The organism is Mesorhizobium sp. EU05-FHT14A09 (assembly GCF_058790995.1).
The window spans coordinates 514,095-533,907 of the sequence record NZ_JBYTDF010000002.1 but is presented as its reverse complement, the minus strand read 5'-3'; the positions used below and the strand labels follow the sequence as shown (position 1 = coordinate 533,907).

Below are 19,813 nucleotides of genomic sequence, written 5' to 3'. Positions count from 1 at the left end.
TCAACTTTTTGAAGGAAAGTGTCAAGTCTTCATTGTTTCCGCTACGTCATCGGTGCCACGGCAGGCCGGACGTTCCATATCCTTGCGTTTCAGCCCAAACTCACGATTATTCCGGATAGGGCAATTCCAGGAAAAGTGTGCAGCGGTTTTCCGTCCGGAATTGCACATAAACAAGAAGGTTGGAGCGTTTCCGCGTTTCCGTGAAAAACGGAAACGCTCTAGGGAACAGAACCGGATGCAAGTCTGAGGGAGGGCGCGCATGGCGCAGGACACCGGGTTCGGCAGGATCCCAGGTCCGCCCAAGAAGCCGATCGTCGGCAACATGCTGACGGTGGATACCGAGACGCCTCTGCAAAGCCTCATGCAGCTCGCACGCGATCTCGGCCCGATTTTCCGCCTCGACATGATGGGCACGCCGATGGTGGTGGTGTCCGGTGCCTCACTGGTCAAGGAAATCTGCGACGAGAGCCGTTTTGACAAAGCCGTACGCGGCTCGCTGCGGCGCGTGCGATCCGCTGCCGGCGACGGGCTGTTCACGGCTTATACCCAGGAGGACAACTGGACAAAGGCCCACAACATCCTGCTGCCGACCTTCGCCCAGCGCGCCATGGCAGGCTATCTGCCGTTGATGCAGGATATCGCTGGCCAGCTCTGCATGAAGTGGGAGCGGCTCAACGTCGATGACGACATCGACGTCGTCCACGACATGACGGCCCTGGCTCTCGATACGATCGGGGTCTGTGGCTTCGACTACCGCTTCAATTCCTTCTATCGGCGCGACTATCATCCTTTCATCGATGCGCTGACACGCACGCTCGAGACCTGCATGGTGCAGCGCGGGCTGCCTTTCGAGAAAGTGATCCTGCGCAAGCGGCTCGAACAGCTGAAGACCGATGTCGCCTTCATGTCGAATCTGGTCGACGACATCGTGCGCGAGCGTCGCCGCGGCGGTGGTGATCAGGCGCAGAAGGATCTCCTCAACTTCATGCTGGCTGGCGTCGACAAGACCACCGGCGAAAGCCTGTCCGACGAAAACATCCGCTACCAGATCATCACTTTCCTGATTGCAGGTCACGAGACGACGTCGGGGCTGATGTCATTCACGCTCTACTTTTTGCTCAACAATCCGGATGTGCTGGAAAAAGCCTATGAAGAGGTCGATCGTGTGCTTGGCAACGATATCGGCGTCATGCCGACGATCAGCCAGGTCAGTCATCTCACCTATGTACAGCAGGTGCTCAACGAGTCGCTGAGGCTTTGGCCGACAGCGCCGGCGATCGGTCTTTATCCCTACAATGACGAAATGCTCGGCGGCCAGTACAAGGTCAAGAAGAACACCTTCACCACGCTGCTGACGCTGATGCTGCACCGCGATCCATCCATCTGGGGGGCGGAGCCCGAGCGTTTCAATCCGGATCATTTCACGCGCGAAGCCGAAGCTGCGCGGCCTGCGCATGCGTTCAAGCCGTGGGGCAACGGCCAGCGTGCCTGCATCGGCCGCCAATTCGCCATGCAGGAGGCGACGCTGGTGATCGGGATGATCCTGCAGCGTTTCCAGCTGTTCGACCATCAGAAGTATCAGCTGCGCATCAAGGAGACGATGTCGATCAAGCCGGATGGCTTCCGGATGCGGGTGAAGCCACGCCCGGGACGGACAAGCGGCACGGTGGTGCCGGGCGCTGCCCTGAACGACGCGGCCAGCCAGTCGGCGCCACAAATTGCAAGGCGGCCGAAACATGGCACGCCGCTCACCGTGCTCTACGGCTCCAACCTTGGTACCACGGAAGATCTTGCCCGTGCGATCGCCCAGGCCGGCGAACTCAACGGCTTCGACGTTGTCATGGATGAACTCGACGCCCGTGTCGGCAGCCTGCCGACGGCAGGGGCGGTGGTGATCGCCAGCGCCTCCTACAACGGCGCTCCACCCGACAATGCGACCAGGTTCATGGAATGGCTCGAAAACGCAGAGCCTGACGCGGCCAAGGGCGTCAACTATCTGGTGTTCGGCTGCGGCAACCGTGACTGGGCCTCGACCTTCCAGGCGACACCGCGGCGCATCGACGAACGGCTTGAGGCGCTCGGTGCCCAGCGCATCACCCAGCGCGGCGAAGGGGATGCACGGGAGGATCTCGACGGCCAGTTCCAGGACTGGTTCAAGGGTCTGTTTCCGTCGTTGGGCGAAGCGCTGGGGCTCGATATCGATTTTGCGGAACAGGCCGAGGCGGAACCCCTCTACCAGGTCGAGATCGTCTCGGGGCAACCGGTCAACCCGGTCGTGCACCAGTCCGGCGCGGTGGCGATGACGGTTGTTGGCAACCGCGAGCTGCAGTCGCCCGGATCCGGGCGTTCCACCCGTCATGTCGAGGTGGCGCTGCCGGATGGTCTTGGCTATCGCGCCGGCGATCATCTCTGTGTCGTTCCAGTCAACGATCCCGTGTTGGTGGAAAGGGTCGAAAGGCGCTTTGGCTTCGCAGCCGATGCGCAGGTTCAACTGAAAACCACCGGCGGACGGCAGGCACCGTTTCCGGCTGAAGGACCGATCCCGGTACGCCGCATCCTGTCCGACTATGTCGAATTGCAGGCTGTCGCGACGCGCAAGCAGATCCAGGCGATGGCTGCCGCAACCCGCTGTCCTTTCACCAAACCGCAGTTGGAGGCATTGGTAGCCGAAGCCAAGGACGGTATCGATCCATACAAGGTGGAGGTGTTCGCCAGGCGCCGGTCCGTGCTCGATCTGCTCGAACAGTTCCCGGCCTGCGAACTTTCCTTCGGGCAATATCTCGAAATGCTGCCGTTGCTGGCGCCGCGCTACTATTCGATCTCGTCGGCTCCGGCTGTTGAAGCCGGGCGCTGCTCGATCACGGTCGGCGTGGTCGATGGTCCGGCGCGCTCGGGCAACGGCGTCTATCGCGGTGCCTGCTCCAACCATCTGGCGCAGGCAGGCGAGGGGGCAGTCATCCACGCTGCCACGCGAGAGACCAAGGCGGGTTTTCGCCTTCCCGACGATCGGGCGCGGCCACTGATCATGGTGGGGCCTGGCACCGGCCTGGCGCCTTTCCGCGCTTTCCTCCAGGAACGGGCGATCAGGGCAAAAGCCGGCGAGGTGCTGGCGCCGGCGATGCTGTTCTTCGGCTGCCGCCATCCGGAGCAGGACTATCTCTACAGGGATGAGCTCGAAACAATGGCAGCCTCCGGGCTTGTCGACCTGCATGTTGCGTTCTCGCGTCATGATGGCGAACGGACCTATGTGCAGGATCTCATTCGCAGGAATGGTGCTGCCGTCTGGGGGCTGATCGAGAACGGAGCGCATATCTATGTCTGCGGCGACGGTAGCCGGATGGAACCGGATGTGAAGCGCGCGCTGACGCGTCTCTATGCGGAGGAGACCGATGCCGACCCGCAGGAGGCCGATGCATGGATCGAACGCCTCGCCAAGGAGTACCGTTACGTGCTGGACGTCTGGGCGGGAAATTGAGGCTGGGGCAGGTGGCGCGTTTACTTTGACGTAAACGTTACGTTGGGTGATCTTGCAATCCATGGTGCGCTGCACAATATTAGCAGCGTCGAACACCGACTCGGGGAGGAACCCGCGAAGAGTGCGACATGGAAAGACAGATTACGAACACCGTTCCCCTGAAGGGAACCATACGCCAGCTCAGACCCTCCGAATTGCCGCGATTCCGCGACCATTTGTTGAGGCTGGACGCTGAAAGCCGGCGAGATCGCTTCAATGGGCTGACTGACGACGCCTTCATAGCGTCTTATGCCGAGCGCAGTTTTGCGGACGGCACTACTGTCATCGGTTATGTCGAGGACGATATGGTGCTGGGCGCCGCCGAACTGCATGAGCGTCCGGAGGATGCCGAGCCGACCGCCGAGATCGCCTTCAGCGTCGAACGCCACCTGCAGCATCGCGGCATTGGCGGCCATTTGTTCGAACGCCTGATCGCACAGGCGCGCGGACTGGGCTACACGCGGCTGCGCGTCACCACCCATCCGCAGAACCAGGCGATGAAGACGCTGGCCCGTCGCTACCGCGCGGCGTTGAATTTCGTGGATGGCGAGACCGTGGGCACCATCGACCTCGAACCGGTCGACGATGACGTGCTGACGGCACTGCTGCCGGTCCGTCCTCATACCGACGTCGCCTTGAGCCGGGCCTGAGGTGACGAACCTCAGCCGCGCAAGGCGCGTGATTTCATGAAAAAAGGCCGCCCCCGGGGGCGGCCTTTTTGCTGTCTGGTCGGTGCCTGGGCTAGAGCGTCTCCGTTTTTCACGGAAACGCTCTAGGCCTTTGTTCTCGCCGCATTTTCGTAACGCCAAGTGATCCCGCTTGGCTACAAAATACTCTATCAGTTGCCGTTGGCGGTAACGGTCACACCCAGCGTCTTGGTGAGATCGGCCGGGCTCGCCATGGCGCCAGCGGCGATCAGCGCGAACGGAACCGGGCTGGCCGGCTTGGCCGAGATCACCAGATTCTGCGGGTTGTCGAGATAGTCGCTGACAGCCTTCGTCACCTGGGCGGTCAGCTCGGGGTTGTTGATCTGCGCCATGCCGAACGGCACGATGGCCTTGGCCTGGTTGGCGATATCCTTCGCCTGCATGTTCTGCTTCTTGGCGACGAATTCCAGGACCTTGTTGGTCAGCGAATTGTCGGCGAAACGGATCGAGGCGCTGTTGAAGGTGAGCTGCTGCATCAGGCCGAGCACGGCCATGCCTTCAGCCGACTTGTCGACGCCTTCCGGCGAAGCAGCCATCTTCTTCTGCAACTGCTGCAGCGACTTGATGAACTCGGTGGTGTAGCCGCCGAGCGAGAAGGCCATGCCGAGCGTTCCGGCATTGTCGACGGTGACGTCGTATTTCGACAGGTCCATCTTGCCGTCCTTCGGCTCCCAGGAACCGGCAATGTCGAGCTTGCCGCTGATGTTCTGGTAGCCGAGGCCGTCGATCATGGCCTTGGTGTCGGCATCCTGCACCAGCGACAGGTCGCCGGTGAATTTCTCGGCGCCGCCGGTGAAGGTCAACGCCTGGCCATTGGTCGGCGGAACGATATCGACATTGGTGTTGGTGATCGAGAAGGCAGTCTTGTCGCCGATCTTGACGGCGAGGCTATCGAGTTGGGCCGACTTGTACATCAGCAACGAGGCGACGGGATCGGTGTTGCCTTCGCCCGGAATGGTCATGCCGTTGATGACGAAGGGGCTCATCTCGAACTTGGCGCCGTCCTTCTCCTGGGTGAAGGCCTCGGTTGAAACGGTGTCAACGAGGTAGCCGCCATTGGCGTCGGTGACGTTCTTGAAGGTGACGTTGCCGATCTTCAGCGGTTCCTTGTCGCCAGCAGGCGCGATCGTCACGCCTTCCAGCACCATGCTGGAGGTGTCGCCGGAAACGCCGGTCCAGGCGAGATTCACGCCCTGGTTTTCGAAAGTGGCCTTCAGGCGCTCTGCCACAGCCTTGGTGTCGGCTGCGAAAGCTGGATTGAGCGGCAGGGCGAGAAGAAGCGCCGAATAGGCGAACTTGCGAAGGGTTGAGCGGTGGATGGTCATCGCGTGCTCCAAAAAGTGACAGAGTCTGTCCAGAAAATCTGTTCGTATTTGCACCTTCACCCGTCCGCAACGAACTGGGCCGGAAGAAGGCGTTCCCGCCAGAAAGGCCGACATTCACGGAAAAGAAGGATCCGGCAAGTCGGGCAGCGGCAAGGCGCGGTCCTTACGTCATGGCGGCAATCCACGCAACATCCCGCATTGCCGCGCCGCGCTTAAACGGCTCATGTTACAGTTTCATGGCAGGCGCAGGCTGGGGAAACCAGGCCCAAGTGCCCGCAACCGCTTTCTCGGGCAGCTCTTCATACGGCTTGACCCGCACGCCTCTTGTCGCGAATCACCCGCTCGGCTAGTCCAAACCCATGGGAAAGAGCCTTTTGCCGCCTGACAATGGCGGTCACGACCATATCGAATCGGTGGACCTGAAGAAGGCGCTGGAAGATCGTTATCTTTCATACGCGCTCTCGACGATCATGAACCGAGCCCTGCCCGACGTGCGCGACGGGCTCAAGCCGGTGCACCGGCGCATCATGCATGCCATGCGGCTGCTGCGCCTCAATCCGGACCAGGGCTTTGCCAAATGCGCGCGCATCGTCGGCGAAGTGATGGGTAAGTTCCACCCGCACGGCGACCAGTCGATCTACGATGCGCTGGTGCGCCTCGCGCAGGATTTCTCCATGCGCTATCCGCTGGTCGACGGGCAGGGCAATTTCGGCAACATCGACGGCGATAACCCCGCCGCCATGCGTTACACCGAAGCGCGCATGACGGATGTCGCGACGGAACTGCTCGCCGGCATCACCGAAGACGCGGTCGACTATCGCCCCACCTACAATGAAGAGGACGAAGAACCGATCGTCCTGCCGGGCGCGTTCCCGAACCTGCTGGCCAACGGTTCATCAGGCATCGCGGTTGGCATGGCGACATCGGTGCCGCCGCATAATGTCGCCGAGCTGTGCGATGCCGCCCTTCATCTGATCGATCATCCTGACGCTCCCGTGGCCAAGCTGGTCGAGTTCGTCCGAGGGCCGGATTTTCCGACGGGCGGCATCATCGTCGACAGCCGCGAATCCATCCTCGAAGCCTATGAGACGGGCAGAGGCGGCTTCCGTGTCCGCTCGAAATGGAACCAGGAGGACCAGGGCAGGGGCACCTGGGTGATCGCGGTCACCGAGATTCCTTACGGTGTGCAGAAGTCGCGGTTGATCGAAAAGATCGCCGAGCTTCTGATGGCCAGGAAATTGCCGCTTCTGGAAGACATCCGCGACGAAAGCGCGGAAGACATCCGTGTCGTCCTGGTGCCGAAGAGCCGCACCGTCGATCCGGGCCTGCTGATGGAATCGCTGTTCAAGCTGACCGAGCTTGAGAGCCGCTTCCCGCTCAACATGAACGTGCTGTCGCGCGGCAAGGTGCCGAACGTGCTCTCGCTCAAGGGCGTGCTGCAGGAATGGTTGGAACACCGGCGCGAAGTGCTCGTGCGCCGCTCCAAGCACCGGCTGGGCGAAATCGAAAGACGCCTGGAGATCCTCGGCGGTTACCTGATCGCCTACCTCAACATCGATGAGGTGATCCGCATCATCCGTGAGGAAGATGAGCCCAAGCAGGTGATGATGGCGCGCTGGTCGCTGACCGACGTGCAGGCCGAAGCCATTCTCAACATGCGGCTGCGCGCACTGCGCAAACTCGAAGAGTTCGAGATCCGCAAGGAGTTCGACGGGCTCACCGAGGAAAAGAAGCAGATCGAATCGCTGCTCGCTTCCGTCGAGAAGCAGTGGAAAACCATCGCGTGGGAAATCCAGAAGATTCGCCGCGATTTCGGCCCCGAAGAGAACAAGGAACTCGGCCCGCGTCGTACCCAGTTCGCCGACGCGCCCGAACATGACCTGACCGATATCGCGCATGCGATGATCGAGAAGGAACCGGTGACGGTCGTGGTGTCGGAAAAGGGCTGGCTGCGCGCCATGAAGGGCCATCTGACCGACCATTCGCTGTTCAGCTTCAAGGAAGGCGACGGGCTGAAGCTTGCCTTCCATGCCCAGACCACCGACAAGATCCTTGTCTTCACAACAGGCGGCAAGTTCTACACCATCGGCGCCGACCGGTTGCCAGGCGGACGCGGCCATGGCGAACCCATCCGCATCATTGTCGACATGGAGAACGATCAAGACATCGTCACGGCGTTTGTGCACGATCCGAAGCGGAAGCTGCTTCTGGTCTCGCACCAGGGCAATGGTTTCGTGGTTTCTGAAGAAGAGGTCGTCGCCAACACCCGCAAGGGCAAGCAGGTGATGAACGTCAAGGCGCCTGACGAAGCCAAGCGCTGCTTGCCGGCTGTCGGTGACCACGTCGCTATCGTTGGCGACAACCGCAAGATGCTGGTGTTCGCATTGTCCGAGATTCCGGAAATGGCACGCGGCAAGGGTGTTCGCCTGCAGAAATACAAGGACGGCGGTGTCCTCGACATAAAGACCTTCGTCATGGAGAGCGGCCTGTCCTGGCAGGATTCGGCCGACCGGACCTTCACCCGTCCGCGCGAGGAGCTTGCCGAATGGATCGGCAACCGCGCTGCAGCTGGCCGCATGGTGCCGAAGGGCTTTCCGCGTACCGGCAAGTTCGGATGATTTTCTGCGGGAGCGCGAATCCTTTTGCCGGATTTGCGCCTCTTCTCCCTGAAGCCGGCGTGGTGCCGGTAACAGGAGAGACGAGAGATGGCCTTCTACCGCAAGAACATCGGCAGCCTGCATCAAGTGGTGCGGATCATCATTGGAACAGCGGCAGCGGTCGCTGCCTTGGTATGGCTGGCCGCGCCACTCAGCTATCTTGGTTTGCTGGCCGGTGTCGCCTTCGCATTGTCGGGCTTGTTCGGTTATTGCCCAATGTGTGCCGTGACCGGACTGGGACGGTCGCGCTAGGGTTTCAGATGAACCGCATCCCTTCCGATCTTTTCGACGCGGCACGGCTGGGAGACCGCGCTGCGATCGTCAAAGTGCTCGAGATCGCCCAGCCCGACATTCGCCGCTATGCGCGTTCCACCTGCCGGGGCTCGGCCGATGCCGAGGACGCGGTGCAGGAGGCCCTGTGGCTGCTGTCGCGCCGGATCGGCACGATCCGTTCGTTCTCGGCGTTCTCTGCCTGGCTTTTCACGGTGGTGCGGCGGGAGTGTACGCGCTTGGCGCGTGCACTGCGGTCGCACCCTCAGCAATCATTGGCGGAACTCGATCTCGATCGTTCCTTTGGCATACGTCCGCAAGCGGAACTCGCACTGGATATTGCCGCGGCGATCGAGGCGCTGCCACGGCATTATCGCGATGTGGTGCTGCTGCGCGACCTGCGCGAGATGACGATCGACGAGATCGCGACGAACCTTGGTGAGACACGCCAGGGCATCAAGGCGAAACTGCACCGTGGTCGCATCCTGGTGCGGGAGTATCTTTCCAAGTGAGCCGACCGGTTCATACTGGTCGTAGCAGCGGCGGCCAATGCGTTCTTGACGCTGGTGTCCGGTCCTCTACCTTGGTTTGCTAATGTTCGTGGGGTGGAGCGTTTCGATGTCGGCAGTCTTGCGTGCGGCGCTGTTCCTGGTGCTGGCCGCATGCATACCGGCGAATGCCGTCGAACGTACCATCTTCCTGACTTTCGATGACGGCCCGCTCAGCGGCACCGGCAATGTGCTCGACGTTCTGGAGGCCGAGCAGGTGCCTGCCGCGATGTTCATGGTCGGGCAGCATGTCCTGGCGAGCCCGGAGCGAGGAGCTCTGCTGAAGCGTGTCAAGTCGCTGCCGCTGGTGACGCTCGGCAACCATAGTTTCAGTCATGCCAACAACCGCTATGAGCGCTTCTACGCCGACACCGAGGCCGTGGTCGCCGATATGCTGAAGGCCAATACGGTGCTTGGGCTCCGCGCGCCGCCACCCATTCCGGCCCGGTTGCCTGGGCGCGACGTGTTCAGGCTGCGTTACATGTCCCGCGACGACTTTGGGCTCAGTCTGGAGGAAGCGCAGCGCGAACAGGTGGACTTCGAGTTCGTCGCCGCATCAGGCTTTCACCTTTACGGCTGGGACTTCGAATGGGTGCATGAAGACAGCGGCAAACCGGTGCAGTCGGTCGAGCGTCTGATCGACGAAATCGGCCATCTGTTTGCCGCCGGGCGAACGGTGGGCAAGAACAAACTCATCCTGCTCATGCACGATGAGATGTTCCAGGATGTCTTCCAGGGCAAGGAAAAGCTGACCGCACTGGTCGCCGGTCTACGTGCCAAGGGTTACATCTTCGGTCATATCGCTGACTACGATACCAAGACCAGCCCCTAGAGCGTTTCCATTTTTCACGGAAACGCGGAACGGTCTAAGTTTTTGTTTTCGCCGCATTTTTGTGACGCCAAGTGATTCCACTTGGCTACAAGATGCTTTAGCGGTTCGCTGGTGTCGCGGCGCTTCAGGCCGCGATACCAGGCAATGCGCGAACGACGGGGTCGGTTTCATCGATCGCATCAGCTTCGCGCTGTTTGGCAAGTGGGCCATATTGCTCTGACCACTCGACGAGCGCCCTGAACGCTGGCCTCAGGTGCTGGGCGCCCTCGCTGACCTCATATTCCACCCTGAGCACGTTCTCGGGATAGACGGTTCGGCTGATCAACCCGTCGGCTTCCATCTCACGCAAGCGCAACGTCAGCATATGCTGGGTGATGCCGGGCAAACTGCGCCGCAACTCCCCAAAACGGTGACGGCGTTGAGCAAGGATCCACAGGATCTCGATCTTCCACTTGCCGGCGAGGGGGCGCATCGCTTCGATAAGCTTCAGATAAGGGGCGTCGCCATTCGCGATCGGGTGGGAGGCCTGATCGGTGGATGGGTACATCGGTCTAGTCCCTCGCTGCTATCTGCGGAATGCAATAAGCGCCAATAAGCGCTATGAACGAACTCGCGCGATTTTCGTTGCCTGACTTTGTCAGGAATGTTTCGCACGGCCCGACGTTGACCGAGAATGATCGCTCGCATAAATTGAGAATGATCATTCGCATTTCGGAAATAGCAATGAAAACCGCGCTTGGCAATATCGAGATGCTGCTGGAAGCCGAGATTGATGAGGGGCGGGCGCTTTCGCGCGCCGAGCGGCGCGAACTTCAGGTCCAACGCATCCTGGACGCGGCCAAGGCCTGTTTTGCCCGCGAAGGCTTTCAGGGCGCCTCGATGCAGCAGATCTGCGCGGAAGCCAGCATGAGCCCCGGCGCGCTGTATCGCTATTTCGTTTCCAAGGAAGCGATCATCGAAGAGATCTGCGCCGCCGCGCGACGCGACGACGAAGAGAAACTCGCCGAGATGCTGACGAAGCAGGATGTCGTCGAAGGCATGGTGTTTGGCGCGATGACCCATATCCGTTTCGTGCATGAAACTGATGCCTGCGCGCTGATTGCGCAGTTTCACGCCGAGGCAACGCGCAGCGAGAGCGTGCGTGCGATCTACTGCAACCACCTCGCCGAGGTCCGTGGCATCTTCCTCCAATATCTCGGGGCGGCACTCGATCGTGGCGAAATCGATCCGCTGTTCGATCTCGAGACGCTTGTGCCGGCAATCATGTCGATCATCCAGGGCGTCGCCAACAATGATCTGCCTGCCAATGGCGTTGCGCTGGACAAGGTGGAAGTGGTCGTGCGTACCGTGATGGTCTCGATGCTGCGGCCAACAGGGAAGGCCACCTGAGCCCTCGCTTTGACCTGCAACGGCAACGGGCGCAGGAATCTGCTTGCAATTGGCTTATAGTCACGATTGCTGCACTATCGTGCGCCATAGTGGCGAAAGGCGTGCCATCTGGGGTTCGCTGTCGATTCGGGGTACGTGTTTGAAATCACCGCAGACGAGACAGAAGGAACCGCGTCTTTTCGGCGTTCCGGCGCCGATGCGGGCTGCCGTCATTCCGCCATTGTCGGCTGCGCGCTGGCTCCTTGTCCTTGTGGTCGCAGCCGGCGTCTATTTCTTCTATGGATTCCTGGTCCCGGTTCTGGCGGCGCTCGTCATCGCCTTCGCCAGTTGGCCACTCTATCGGCGTCTGCTGGTCGCGGTGAACGGGAACCGCACGGTCGGCGCGACAATCGCGTTGCTGCTCATCCTTGCCTTCCTGGTCATCCCGATTTCTTTCGCGGGCACCTATGTCATCAACGAAGTGCGCGAATGGCTGACCTGGGCGATCGGAACCAACCGCCATGGCGCGCCGACCCCGCAATGGATCGCCAGCCTGCCGGTCGTCGGCGAGTGGCTGAACGAGCTGTGGACGAAAAACCTTGGCCATCCCGGCGGTATTGGACAACTGATCCAACTGGTCAGCGGCGCCAATATCCGATCCATCTACCAGACGGTACTCGCGGCGGGTGGCAGCGCGTTTTCGCTGCTTTTGACGCTTCTGTTCATGCTGATTGCGCTGTTCTTCGCCTATCGTGACGGAGAAAGCTTTGCGCGCCAAATCGATACGCTGGGCGAACGCATCCTGCCGGTCAGGTGGGAACGCATCTCGCGTGTGGTGCCGGCGACCATTTCATCGACTGTGACCGGCCAGACCGTGATCGCCATTGGCGAGGGCGTCGTGCTGGGCATTGCCTACTGGCTGGCCGGCGTGCCGTCGCCGGTAACACTGGGCGCGCTGACCGGCGTGATGGCGCTGATCCCGGGTGGCGCTCCGCTCTCGTTCACGCTGGTCTCGCTCTATCTGGTTGGTTCAGGTTCTGTCGTCGCCGGTGTGGTGTTGTTCGTCTGGGGATCGGTGGAACTGTTCATCGTCGACAAGACGATCCGTCCCAAGCTGGTCGGCGGTCCAATCAAGTTGCCGTTCCTGCCGACCTTCTTCGGCCTGATCGGTGGCGTGAAAACAATGGGATTTCTGGGCCTGTTCATCGGCCCGGTGCTGATGGCACTGCTTGTTGCCATCTGGCGCGAATGGCTGCATGAGGTGGAGGTGGTCGACAACCTGCCCGCGGAGGAGCCACCTGCCGAACCGGAGGCCATCGCACCGGTTGCGGCGGAGCCCGTGGTCCTGGAACCGAGGAAAGTTCAGGCCGGGTGACGCACTGCCAGCGCCGCGCGGCGCTGGCGGCCGAGATGCAATTGCCACAGCGAGTGCGCGATCAGAGCAACGATCAGGATCGCGCCACCGATGAGGGTGTCGCGCGATGGTACTTCGTTGAACACCAGCCAGACCCATACCGGCGCGAGCACGGTCTCCAGGAGGTAGAACATCGCCACTTCCGGGGCCGAAATGTATTTCGGCGCCGTTGCCAGGCAGAAGAATGAGATCGGGATGACAACACCGCCGTTGAACAGGATCCACCACGGCGCGTTGACCTGAAAGCCGGTGTTCCAGACCATGTAGGCGGCGACCACAAAGGGCAGCACGACACCGATCAAGGCGGGGAAGCCCATATCCTTGCCGCTGTGCCGTGAAATGGTGATGGCGGAGGCGACGCAGAATGCCGACGTCGCGGCGAGCACATCGCCGAACAGATGACCGGAACCGATCGAGCCGCCAACGATGATGCCGACCCCCACGATCATTGCAGCCATGGTTGCGAACGTGGCAGGGCGCGGCCGCTCGCCGAGGAACAACCAGGATAACAGCGCGGCGAACATGGTGTTGAAGGCGAGGATGAAGACCAGATTCGCGGTCGTGGTGTTGAAGACGGCGGTGATGAAGGAGATCGAGCCCAGGCCGTAAAGCGCGGCGACGATCAGGCCGGCACGGCCGGGGATCAGCTTTGGAGCGTTTGGCGTCCACCAGCGCCAGACCGCCCATACGATCAGCCCGGCAAGCAGCGTGGTGCCGCTGCGCAACATCAGGATGGTCCACGGCGTGCCATCGGCGAGGCGGATGAGCGGGATGTCGACCGTCAGCGCCATGCCGCCTATCGCGGCAATGAGCAGACCCTTGGAGTGGTCATGAGAAACAGTCACGTAATAGGCCCCCCGCCTGAAGCAACGGCAGCGTTAGGAGCCTTGGAAAGGCTGGACGGGCCGATCGTTCAACTTAGAGCGGACTGCGACACCTCCACACTCCGCTCTTCCCTGTATTCTGTAGTGCGATCCTGCCCCGAAAAGTCGTCAGTTTGCCGATCTTCGGTTCGGGATCACACTCCGCCGTCGAAGCGTTCCCAACCCTTCGGACCGAGATGTTCCTGCGGCATGAAACGCATCTTATAATTCATCTTGCGCGAACCGTTGACCCAGTAGCCGAGATAGACATGGGGCAAGCCCATCGCCTTGGCGCGCTGGATATGGTCTAGGATCATGAAGGTTCCGAGTGAGCGCTCATCCAGGTCGGGATCGAAGTAGGAATAGACCATCGACAGGCCGTCGGCCATCTTGTCGGTCAGCGCCACCGCCACCAGCGCGCCCTGGCCTTTACCGGTGAGGAAAGTGTCCGGTCCGCGCCGGCGGTATTCGATGATCTTGGTGTCTACATGGGTGTCCTCAACCATCATGGCGTAATCGAGGACCGTCATGTCCGACATACCGCCCTTGCGGTGACGGGCGTCGAGATAGGCGCGGAAGAGGGAATATTGCTCGGTCGACGGTTCGGCGTCGTGCATGACGCCGACGAGATCGGCATTGTGCTGCGTCACGCGGCGCATGTTGCGGCTAGGCTCGAATTCCTGCGCGAGGATACGCACCGACACACAGGCGCGGCAGTTTTCGCAGGCAGGGCGATAGGCGATGTTCTGCGAGCGCCGGAAGCCTCCCTGGGTCAGGAGGTCGTTCATCTCGGCAGCCTTGTCGCCGACCAGATGCGTGAACACTTTCCGCTCGAACTGGCCTTCGAGATACGGGCATGGCGAGGGCGCGGTCAAAAAGAACTGCGGAGACTGGGTAGGATGCTGCGTCATCGCGCGTCGAAAAATGCTCCCACAAATTACCCTAGCTTGGCGCGCGCGGCAAAAAATTCAACAGGATAATCGTGTCGGATGCCTTCTGGCCCATATATTCGGTGGTTGGGCGCGGCAGTGTGGACAAGTCTCTGCCTCAGCGGTCGGTGCGGCTGACAACCGTGCCGAGCAGCAGGTCGTGCAGCGTGCGCTTTCGGTCGGAAAACAGCGTGACCAAAAGCACCAGAGGCGTCAGAATCACATTGCCTGCCCAGAACAGCACGGAATGGACGACGGCAGTCATGCCGTCGATCGGAGCGCCGTCCAGCCTGTCCAGGCGGATGCCCATCGCCTTCATGCCAAGCGTGGCTTGATCGCGACCGCCCAGCGTGTTCCAGATGTAGACGACGGCGACAGCGGGTATGAGAACCGAAAACAGCATCCAGCCGAGACCAAGCGTAATGATGCCGAACAAGAACACCAATATGGCGAAAGGAATCGTCAGCAGGCCGACCACGATGTAATCGATGATGCAGGCAAAGACGCGGCGCGAGCGGACGCCGTCATAAGCACGGACGTCGTCCAGCCTGGAAGTGATGATTTCGCCGTCGAGAACGCGCGCGTTCATTTGCAGAATACCTCATGGTTGACCGGTTCAGGACAGGTCTTTTTCATAAAATGGTGTAGCCGCGGCTTCCGTTCAAGTTGAAGCGACGGATCGCTGCCGGTCCAGCCATTCGCTGATGATATTGCCGTCCACTGCGCCGAATTCATGGCCGGAGGCGACCGTATGCTCGTCGACAACGGCGTGATGCGCCCGTAGCAGCCCGGCAAGCGCTTGCGCGAAAGGCGCATAAATGACGTCGTTGGCGCCGGTTATCATCAACACATGCGCATCCGACAGGTCGGCGTCCGGGACCTGATCCAGTACCGGCATGGCGCGCAGCAGCACCGCGCATCGGATAAGTCCGGGGTTCAGCAGCATGGTGCTGGTCACCAGATTGGCACCGTTCGAATAGCCCAGGAAGGCGATGCGTGCCGGCTCCAGGCTGTGAAGAGCGGCCAGCTCGTTGATGAAGCGCGCAAAGGCATGCACTTCTCCACGGATGCTGGTCTGGTCGAACTGCGTCGGCGTGATCCGCCTGAACCAGCGCAGATCGCCGTCTTGCACGATGCGCCCGCGCACCGCCACCAGCGTCGCTCGCGGGGCAGCAGCCATCGCCAACGGCATCAGAGTCGTCTCGTCTGCGGCCGAGCCGTGAAGCAGGATGAGCGTTTCGTTGCCAGCGTCCCGCGGAACATGGAAGCGATAGGAAAAGGACAGATCGCGTCGTAGTGTCCCGATCTGCGAGTTTTGTCGGCTATCGGTTCCAGCTGTTTGATTCTGCATTGCTTTATCTCTGTTTGCCGGCTTCAAAACGAAACATTTTTGGATCGACCCAAAAGTGATTGGGTCTGCTCTGTTTTTGATCACTTTTGCCCTGATATGGAATGTCGAGCGGTTCCGTGACGGGAGGCAACAGGGGGCGAACCGCGCACAGTGTGAACCGTTGCGGAGTCCTAATCATGACCACGCCGCTCTCTTTTGAACGTGACACCCGCATCGACGTTCTGCGTGCTCTCGCTCTGCTGATGATCTTCGTCGATCATGTGCCGGGCACCGTATTCGAGCTCTTCACCTACAAGAATTTTGGCTTCTCGGACGCGGCCGAGGCTTTTGTGCTGATCTCAGGCATTGCCGTCGCGCTGGCCTATGGCCGCAAGTTCCAGCCCGGATACCGATTGCTGGCGACACTCAAGATGTGGCGCCGCGCCGGCGTGCTGTATACTGCCCACGTCGTCACCACCATGGCCTCGATCGCCATCTTCTGTGGGGCCGCTTTGCTTGCCAAACGGCCGGATTTCCTGACGCAGATCAACATCGGCCCGCTGATCGAACGCACCCCGGAGGTGTTGCTCGGCATTGCCACGCTCGGTCACCAGATCGGCTATAACAATATCCTGCCGCTCTATGCGGTGTTGCTGCTGGCAGCACCGCTGCTTCTGTTCGCTGGCGGTCGTTGGCCGCTGCCGACGCTGGCGATTTCCGGCATCGTTTGGCTTTGGGCCGGCCTCTATCAGGTTGCGCCGCCGAACTATCCCGAGCAGGGGTTCTGGTTCCTCAATCCGCTGTCATGGCAATTCCTGTTCACCATCGGCGTGGTCGGTACGTTGCATGTGCGTCGCGGCGGGCGCATCCCGGTCAATGGCTGGCTGGTTGGCGCCGCCGCCCTTTATGCACTGATCGCCCTGGTCTGGGTTCGCGGTCCGTGGTGGGGGCAGGATAGCTGGTTTGGCCTGCCAGTGGTTCTGGCCGGTTTCGACAAGACCTTCCTGTCGTTGTCACGCCTGCTGCATGTGCTGTCGATAGCTTATCTGGTCGTGGCACTGCCGGCGGTTTCGGCATTCTTCCGCAGACCGCTCGACCATCCGCTCGCCATCCTCGGCAAGCGATCGCTGCCGGTGTTCATCGCCGGCACGTTGCTTGCGATTATGGCCCAGGTGCTGAAACTGGTGCGACCTGGCGGCTTTTCCTACGACGCCATGCTGGTTGCCACCGGCATCGCAGCGCAGTTCGCATTTGCCTATTATCTGGAATGGCTGTCGCGGCTCGGATGGGCGAGCAAGTCGAAAGCACCGCAACAGAGCCGGGGTTTCAGCAGGCAACTGGTCAGCGTGCGGTGACGGGACCTGCGGATTCGCGCACAACCAGCTCGATAGCCATTTCCTGACGGCGTTCGGCCTGACCCGGATCGAGGATGGCGCGGGCCGCGCGCCGGCCCATTTCGCGCATCGGCTGGGCGATCGTGGTCAGCGGCGGCTTGCACGTGGCGGCTTCCGGGACACCGTCGAAACCGACGATGGAAACATCGCCAGGCACCGACAGGCCGCGCTCCTTCAGCCAGTCGATTGCGATCATGGCAATCCGGTCGGACATGGCGAGCAGAGCGGTTGGAGGTTCGGGCAGGCTGAACATGTAGTCGAGGCTGGCATGGACAGTGGGGACGTCGTTGCCGGTCTCGTAAATCGGAACGCTGGCTGCATCGATACCGACGCCAGCGAGCGTCTCGAGATAGCCGTAGAGGCGGTCGCGTGTGCCGGAATAGGTGGCGCCTTCCGCACGCCGAGCAGTCACCGGCCCGCTGCTGCCTTCGTCGAAACTCAGCGCCAGGACGCCGAAACGGCGATGGCCGTATGCCAGAAGGTGTTCCGCGGCCAGCTTGGCGCCGGCCTTGTTGTCGATGCCTATGGCTGAAAGCGCGCCTTCATCGTAGCCGAAGTCGAGTACGACAAAGGGCAGCTTCCGCTCGCGGGTCAGGTAGACCGGCTGCCAGTTGCCTTCCACGCAGAAGACGATGAAGCCGTCGACCAATGCGCTCTGGATGTTCCAGGCGAGATGCTCGCCATTGATCGCCGACACCAGCGACAAGCCGGCGCCGGTGGCGTCGCAGATCTCGGAGATGCCGGACATGACCACGCGGGCGAACGGATCGTCGAAGAAATAGGAGAGGGGCTCTGCCGTGGCGACGCCGATGGCGTTGACCTTGCCGGCGCGCAGCAATCGGCCCTTTGGATCGGGGCCGCCATAGCCCAACGCATCCGCGGCCGCCTTGACGCGTTCGCGTACTTCCGCGCGCACGATCTCGGGGTGGCTGAAGACATTGGAGGCAGTGCCGTGCGAGACGCCGGCAGCCTTGGCGACATCCGCCAATCTGACCGGTTTGATCGCGGTTGCCTGTCTTGCCATCAGTCATCCTTCTCATCGGCGGACGCGATGGCGTCCTGGCGTTGCGGGTGCCCAATGTTGACCCGGCAGGGTGGCTTTGTATCACATTTGTTGGATCGATCCATATTTGCCTTGACATCCGATGGCGCGAGGAAGAGGATTTGGATCGATCCAAAAAATTTTATAACGATCTTGGATCGATTCAATGCAGTGCGAGCCAAGATCGGGAAAGTGAGGCAGTGATGCGTCCGATCGACTATCTGTTCGAAGACATCTACCGCAACGACTGGGGCATTTCGTTCACGTCAGGCCCACTTGCGCGGCGTGACGCGCGGACTGAGCGTCGAGGTTTCATTCGGCGCCTTGCGACCGAAATCGGCAGGCTGCTGTTTGTAAAACAGGGTCGTCGCTCAAGCGGCGACCCTGGAGTTGCGTCTCAAGGTCAGCAGCGGAACACACAGAAGATAGAGCGTTGCGCCGCCGATCCAGACCAGTCCGGGAAAAGTCGAACGTGTGGCGAAATAGGTGGTCGAAATCGCCAATGGCGCGACAATGGAAGCAAGGCTGGTCAGGCCGGCAATCACGCCCTGCAGGCGACCCTGACTGTTCGCGTCCACGCCTGCAGTCATCATTGATTGCAGTGCCGGCGCGCCGATGCTGCCGAGGCAGAGCATTGGCAGAAGCGCAAAGACCATCCAGCCTTGGCTTGCGAATCCGATCAGAACATAGGCGGTGCTGTCGGCTGCGATGGCGATCGCAAGCGCTTTCTTCTCGCCAAGTCTTTCGCTGAGGGGCCCTGCCAGAAATGCCTGTGCCAAAGCGTGGAAGAGACCGAACAGGGTCAGCGAAATGCCGACCGTGAGCGGATCCCAGGCGAATTTGTCCTCAACGTAGACAACCCAGATCGTACCGCCGACTTCGCCGACCATTGCCAGCAGAATGGTCGTCCCGAGCAGGGGCAGCAGCAATGGGAAGCCGAATGCCCAGCGCAGGGGAGCGAAGGGATTGAGTGAAATGGCGGTCGCTTCACTGCTTTCGCGCTTCGGTTCTTTCAGCACCAGCAGGGCGATCAGCAAGGTGGCCAGATTGAGGGCCGCTGCGGCAAGAAAGGGCGCGCGCGTCCAGACTCCACCAAGAAGGCCACCGATGGCCGGGCCGGCGATGAAGCCGACGCCGAAGGCAGCACCCAGCTGCCCAAAACGCCTGGCGCGCTGATCCTCGGCCGTGACGTCAGCGATATAGGCTGATGCGACTGCCGAAACCGCGCCGGTGATGCCGGCTATGGCGCGGCCGACAAACAGCAGCCATAGCGTCGGAGCGAAGGTCATGAACAGATAGTCCACCGTGGCGCCAGCCAGGGACATCAAGAGCAATGGTCGGCGCCCGAAACGATCCGACAGCGCGCCAAGCAACGGCGAGAAGGCGAACTGCATCAGTGCGTAGAGTGCCAGGAAGGTCCCGTAGCGCCAGCCGAGATCGCCGGTGTGGCCGACTTCGCGCAGCAGTTCCGGAATGACCGGCATGGTGAGCCCAACGCCGGTTGCAGTGAGGGCGACCGTTGCCAGGATAATGGCGATGGAGCGGTTCATGACAAGTCCAAAATTTATCGGTGATAAATTCACTTATCATTGATAAATTTTGGATGCAATGAAGATGCCG

Annotated in this window: 17 protein-coding genes; 9 read left to right on the top strand and 8 right to left on the bottom strand. The window is 61.0% G+C overall.

Features of this window, described 5'->3' with window-relative positions; all coding sequences use genetic code 11:
* Window positions 1-259 precede the first annotated feature (259 nt).
* Window positions 260-3,475, top strand: coding sequence for a bifunctional cytochrome P450/NADPH--P450 reductase (locus AC3WTO_RS09990; protein ID WP_492460545.1), 3,216 nt, complete (start codon window positions 260-262; stop codon window positions 3,473-3,475).
* Between the two features lie 128 nt (window positions 3,476-3,603).
* Complete coding sequence (locus AC3WTO_RS09985; protein ID WP_492460544.1) at window positions 3,604-4,164, top strand: GNAT family N-acetyltransferase; 561 nt, start codon at window positions 3,604-3,606, stop codon at window positions 4,162-4,164.
* A 188-nt stretch (window positions 4,165-4,352) separates the two neighbouring features.
* On the opposite strand, the gene AC3WTO_RS09980 is transcribed toward AC3WTO_RS09985, so the two are convergent.
* Window positions 4,353-5,546 (bottom strand): aq_1923 C-terminal domain, encoded by a 1,194-nt coding sequence (locus AC3WTO_RS09980; protein WP_492460543.1) that lies wholly within the window; start codon window positions 5,544-5,546, stop codon window positions 4,353-4,355.
* Window positions 5,547-5,905: 359 nt separating this feature from the next.
* On the opposite strand from AC3WTO_RS09980, the gene parC reads away from it, so the two are divergent.
* The 4 genes from parC (at window position 5,906) to AC3WTO_RS09960 (ending at window position 9,853) form a co-directional block, all read left to right on the top strand.
* Complete coding sequence (gene parC / locus AC3WTO_RS09975) at window positions 5,906-8,164, top strand: DNA topoisomerase IV subunit A (protein ID WP_492460542.1); 2,259 nt, start codon at window positions 5,906-5,908, stop codon at window positions 8,162-8,164.
* Between the two features lie 87 nt (window positions 8,165-8,251).
* On the top strand, window positions 8,252-8,455 hold the full coding sequence (locus tag AC3WTO_RS09970) for a YgaP family membrane protein (RefSeq protein ID WP_492460541.1): 204 nt from the start codon (window positions 8,252-8,254) through the stop codon (window positions 8,453-8,455).
* Window positions 8,456-8,463: 8 nt separating this feature from the next.
* Entirely contained in the window at window positions 8,464-8,985 is a 522-nt protein-coding gene (locus tag AC3WTO_RS09965; protein WP_492460540.1) for an RNA polymerase sigma factor, read from the top strand.
* Between the two features lie 106 nt (window positions 8,986-9,091).
* Window positions 9,092-9,853, top strand: a complete 762-nt coding sequence (locus tag AC3WTO_RS09960) for a polysaccharide deacetylase family protein (RefSeq protein ID WP_492460539.1) — start codon at window positions 9,092-9,094, stop codon at window positions 9,851-9,853.
* Window positions 9,854-9,977: 124 nt separating this feature from the next.
* Here the strand turns inward: AC3WTO_RS09960 and AC3WTO_RS09955 are convergent, their stop codons facing one another.
* Complete coding sequence (locus AC3WTO_RS09955) at window positions 9,978-10,325, bottom strand: winged helix-turn-helix transcriptional regulator (protein WP_492460854.1); 348 nt, start codon at window positions 10,323-10,325, stop codon at window positions 9,978-9,980.
* Window positions 10,326-10,576: 251 nt separating this feature from the next.
* Here AC3WTO_RS09955 and AC3WTO_RS09950 point away from each other — a divergent pair, with 251 nt between their 5' ends.
* Complete coding sequence (locus tag AC3WTO_RS09950; protein WP_492460538.1) at window positions 10,577-11,242, top strand: TetR/AcrR family transcriptional regulator; 666 nt, start codon at window positions 10,577-10,579, stop codon at window positions 11,240-11,242.
* A 196-nt stretch (window positions 11,243-11,438) separates the two neighbouring features.
* The gene (locus tag AC3WTO_RS09945; RefSeq protein ID WP_492460853.1) at window positions 11,439-12,596 is read left to right on the top strand and encodes an AI-2E family transporter; all 1,158 of its coding nucleotides are present in this window, start codon (window positions 11,439-11,441) and stop codon (window positions 12,594-12,596) included.
* Here the strand turns inward: AC3WTO_RS09945 and AC3WTO_RS09940 are convergent.
* The 4 genes from AC3WTO_RS09940 to AC3WTO_RS09925 all read right to left on the bottom strand — a co-directional run bounded on the left by AC3WTO_RS09940 (window position 12,584) and on the right by AC3WTO_RS09925 (window position 15,778).
* Entirely contained in the window at window positions 12,584-13,480 is an 897-nt protein-coding gene (locus tag AC3WTO_RS09940) for a DMT family transporter (protein WP_492460537.1), read from the bottom strand. The genes AC3WTO_RS09945 and AC3WTO_RS09940 overlap by 13 nt on opposite strands.
* A gap of 173 nt (window positions 13,481-13,653) precedes the next feature.
* Window positions 13,654-14,409 (bottom strand): arginyltransferase, encoded by a 756-nt coding sequence (locus tag AC3WTO_RS09935; protein ID WP_492460536.1) that lies wholly within the window; start codon window positions 14,407-14,409, stop codon window positions 13,654-13,656.
* 136 nt (window positions 14,410-14,545) lie between these two features.
* The gene (locus AC3WTO_RS09930; protein WP_492460535.1) at window positions 14,546-15,016 is read right to left on the bottom strand and encodes an RDD family protein; all 471 of its coding nucleotides are present in this window, start codon (window positions 15,014-15,016) and stop codon (window positions 14,546-14,548) included.
* A gap of 72 nt (window positions 15,017-15,088) precedes the next feature.
* Window positions 15,089-15,778, bottom strand: a complete 690-nt coding sequence (locus tag AC3WTO_RS09925) for an alpha/beta hydrolase (protein ID WP_492460534.1) — start codon at window positions 15,776-15,778, stop codon at window positions 15,089-15,091.
* Between the two features lie 176 nt (window positions 15,779-15,954).
* Here AC3WTO_RS09925 and AC3WTO_RS09920 point away from each other — a divergent pair, with 176 nt between their 5' ends.
* Window positions 15,955-17,112 carry an OpgC family protein gene (locus AC3WTO_RS09920; RefSeq protein WP_492460533.1) on the top strand — a complete coding sequence of 386 codons (1,158 nt, stop codon included), beginning with the start codon at window positions 15,955-15,957 and terminating at the stop codon, window positions 17,110-17,112.
* Here the strand turns inward: AC3WTO_RS09920 and AC3WTO_RS09915 are convergent.
* On the bottom strand, window positions 17,099-18,175 hold the full coding sequence (locus AC3WTO_RS09915; RefSeq protein ID WP_492460532.1) for a LacI family DNA-binding transcriptional regulator: 1,077 nt from the start codon (window positions 18,173-18,175) through the stop codon (window positions 17,099-17,101). The two genes, AC3WTO_RS09920 and AC3WTO_RS09915, sit on opposite strands and share 14 nt — an antisense overlap.
* A 389-nt stretch (window positions 18,176-18,564) precedes the next feature.
* Window positions 18,565-19,743, bottom strand: a complete 1,179-nt coding sequence (gene tet / locus AC3WTO_RS09910) for a Tet(A)/Tet(B)/Tet(C) family tetracycline efflux MFS transporter (protein ID WP_492460531.1) — start codon at window positions 19,741-19,743, stop codon at window positions 18,565-18,567.
* Between the last annotated feature and the right edge of the window lie 70 nt (window positions 19,744-19,813).

Coding starts and splice junctions, on each gene's coding strand:
- AC3WTO_RS09990 (WP_492460545.1), top strand. CDS start 260: ATGGCGCAGGACACCGGGTTCGGCAGGATCCCAGGTCCGCCCAAGAAG.
- AC3WTO_RS09985 (WP_492460544.1), top strand. CDS start 3,604: ATGGAAAGACAGATTACGAACACCGTTCCCCTGAAGGGAACCATACGC.
- AC3WTO_RS09980 (WP_492460543.1), bottom strand. CDS start 5,546: ATGACCATCCACCGCTCAACCCTTCGCAAGTTCGCCTATTCGGCGCTT.
- parC (WP_492460542.1), top strand. CDS start 5,906: ATGGGAAAGAGCCTTTTGCCGCCTGACAATGGCGGTCACGACCATATC.
- AC3WTO_RS09970 (WP_492460541.1), top strand. CDS start 8,252: ATGGCCTTCTACCGCAAGAACATCGGCAGCCTGCATCAAGTGGTGCGG.
- AC3WTO_RS09965 (WP_492460540.1), top strand. CDS start 8,464: ATGAACCGCATCCCTTCCGATCTTTTCGACGCGGCACGGCTGGGAGAC.
- AC3WTO_RS09960 (WP_492460539.1), top strand. CDS start 9,092: ATGTCGGCAGTCTTGCGTGCGGCGCTGTTCCTGGTGCTGGCCGCATGC.
- AC3WTO_RS09955 (WP_492460854.1), bottom strand. CDS start 10,325: ATGCGCCCCCTCGCCGGCAAGTGGAAGATCGAGATCCTGTGGATCCTT.
- AC3WTO_RS09950 (WP_492460538.1), top strand. CDS start 10,577: ATGAAAACCGCGCTTGGCAATATCGAGATGCTGCTGGAAGCCGAGATT.
- AC3WTO_RS09945 (WP_492460853.1), top strand. CDS start 11,439: ATGCGGGCTGCCGTCATTCCGCCATTGTCGGCTGCGCGCTGGCTCCTT.
- AC3WTO_RS09935 (WP_492460536.1), bottom strand. CDS start 14,409: ATGACGCAGCATCCTACCCAGTCTCCGCAGTTCTTTTTGACCGCGCCC.
- AC3WTO_RS09930 (WP_492460535.1), bottom strand. CDS start 15,016: ATGAACGCGCGCGTTCTCGACGGCGAAATCATCACTTCCAGGCTGGAC.
- AC3WTO_RS09925 (WP_492460534.1), bottom strand. CDS start 15,778: ATGCAGAATCAAACAGCTGGAACCGATAGCCGACAAAACTCGCAGATC.
- AC3WTO_RS09920 (WP_492460533.1), top strand. CDS start 15,955: ATGACCACGCCGCTCTCTTTTGAACGTGACACCCGCATCGACGTTCTG.
- AC3WTO_RS09915 (WP_492460532.1), bottom strand. CDS start 18,175: ATGGCAAGACAGGCAACCGCGATCAAACCGGTCAGATTGGCGGATGTC.
- tet (WP_492460531.1), bottom strand. CDS start 19,743: ATGAACCGCTCCATCGCCATTATCCTGGCAACGGTCGCCCTCACTGCA.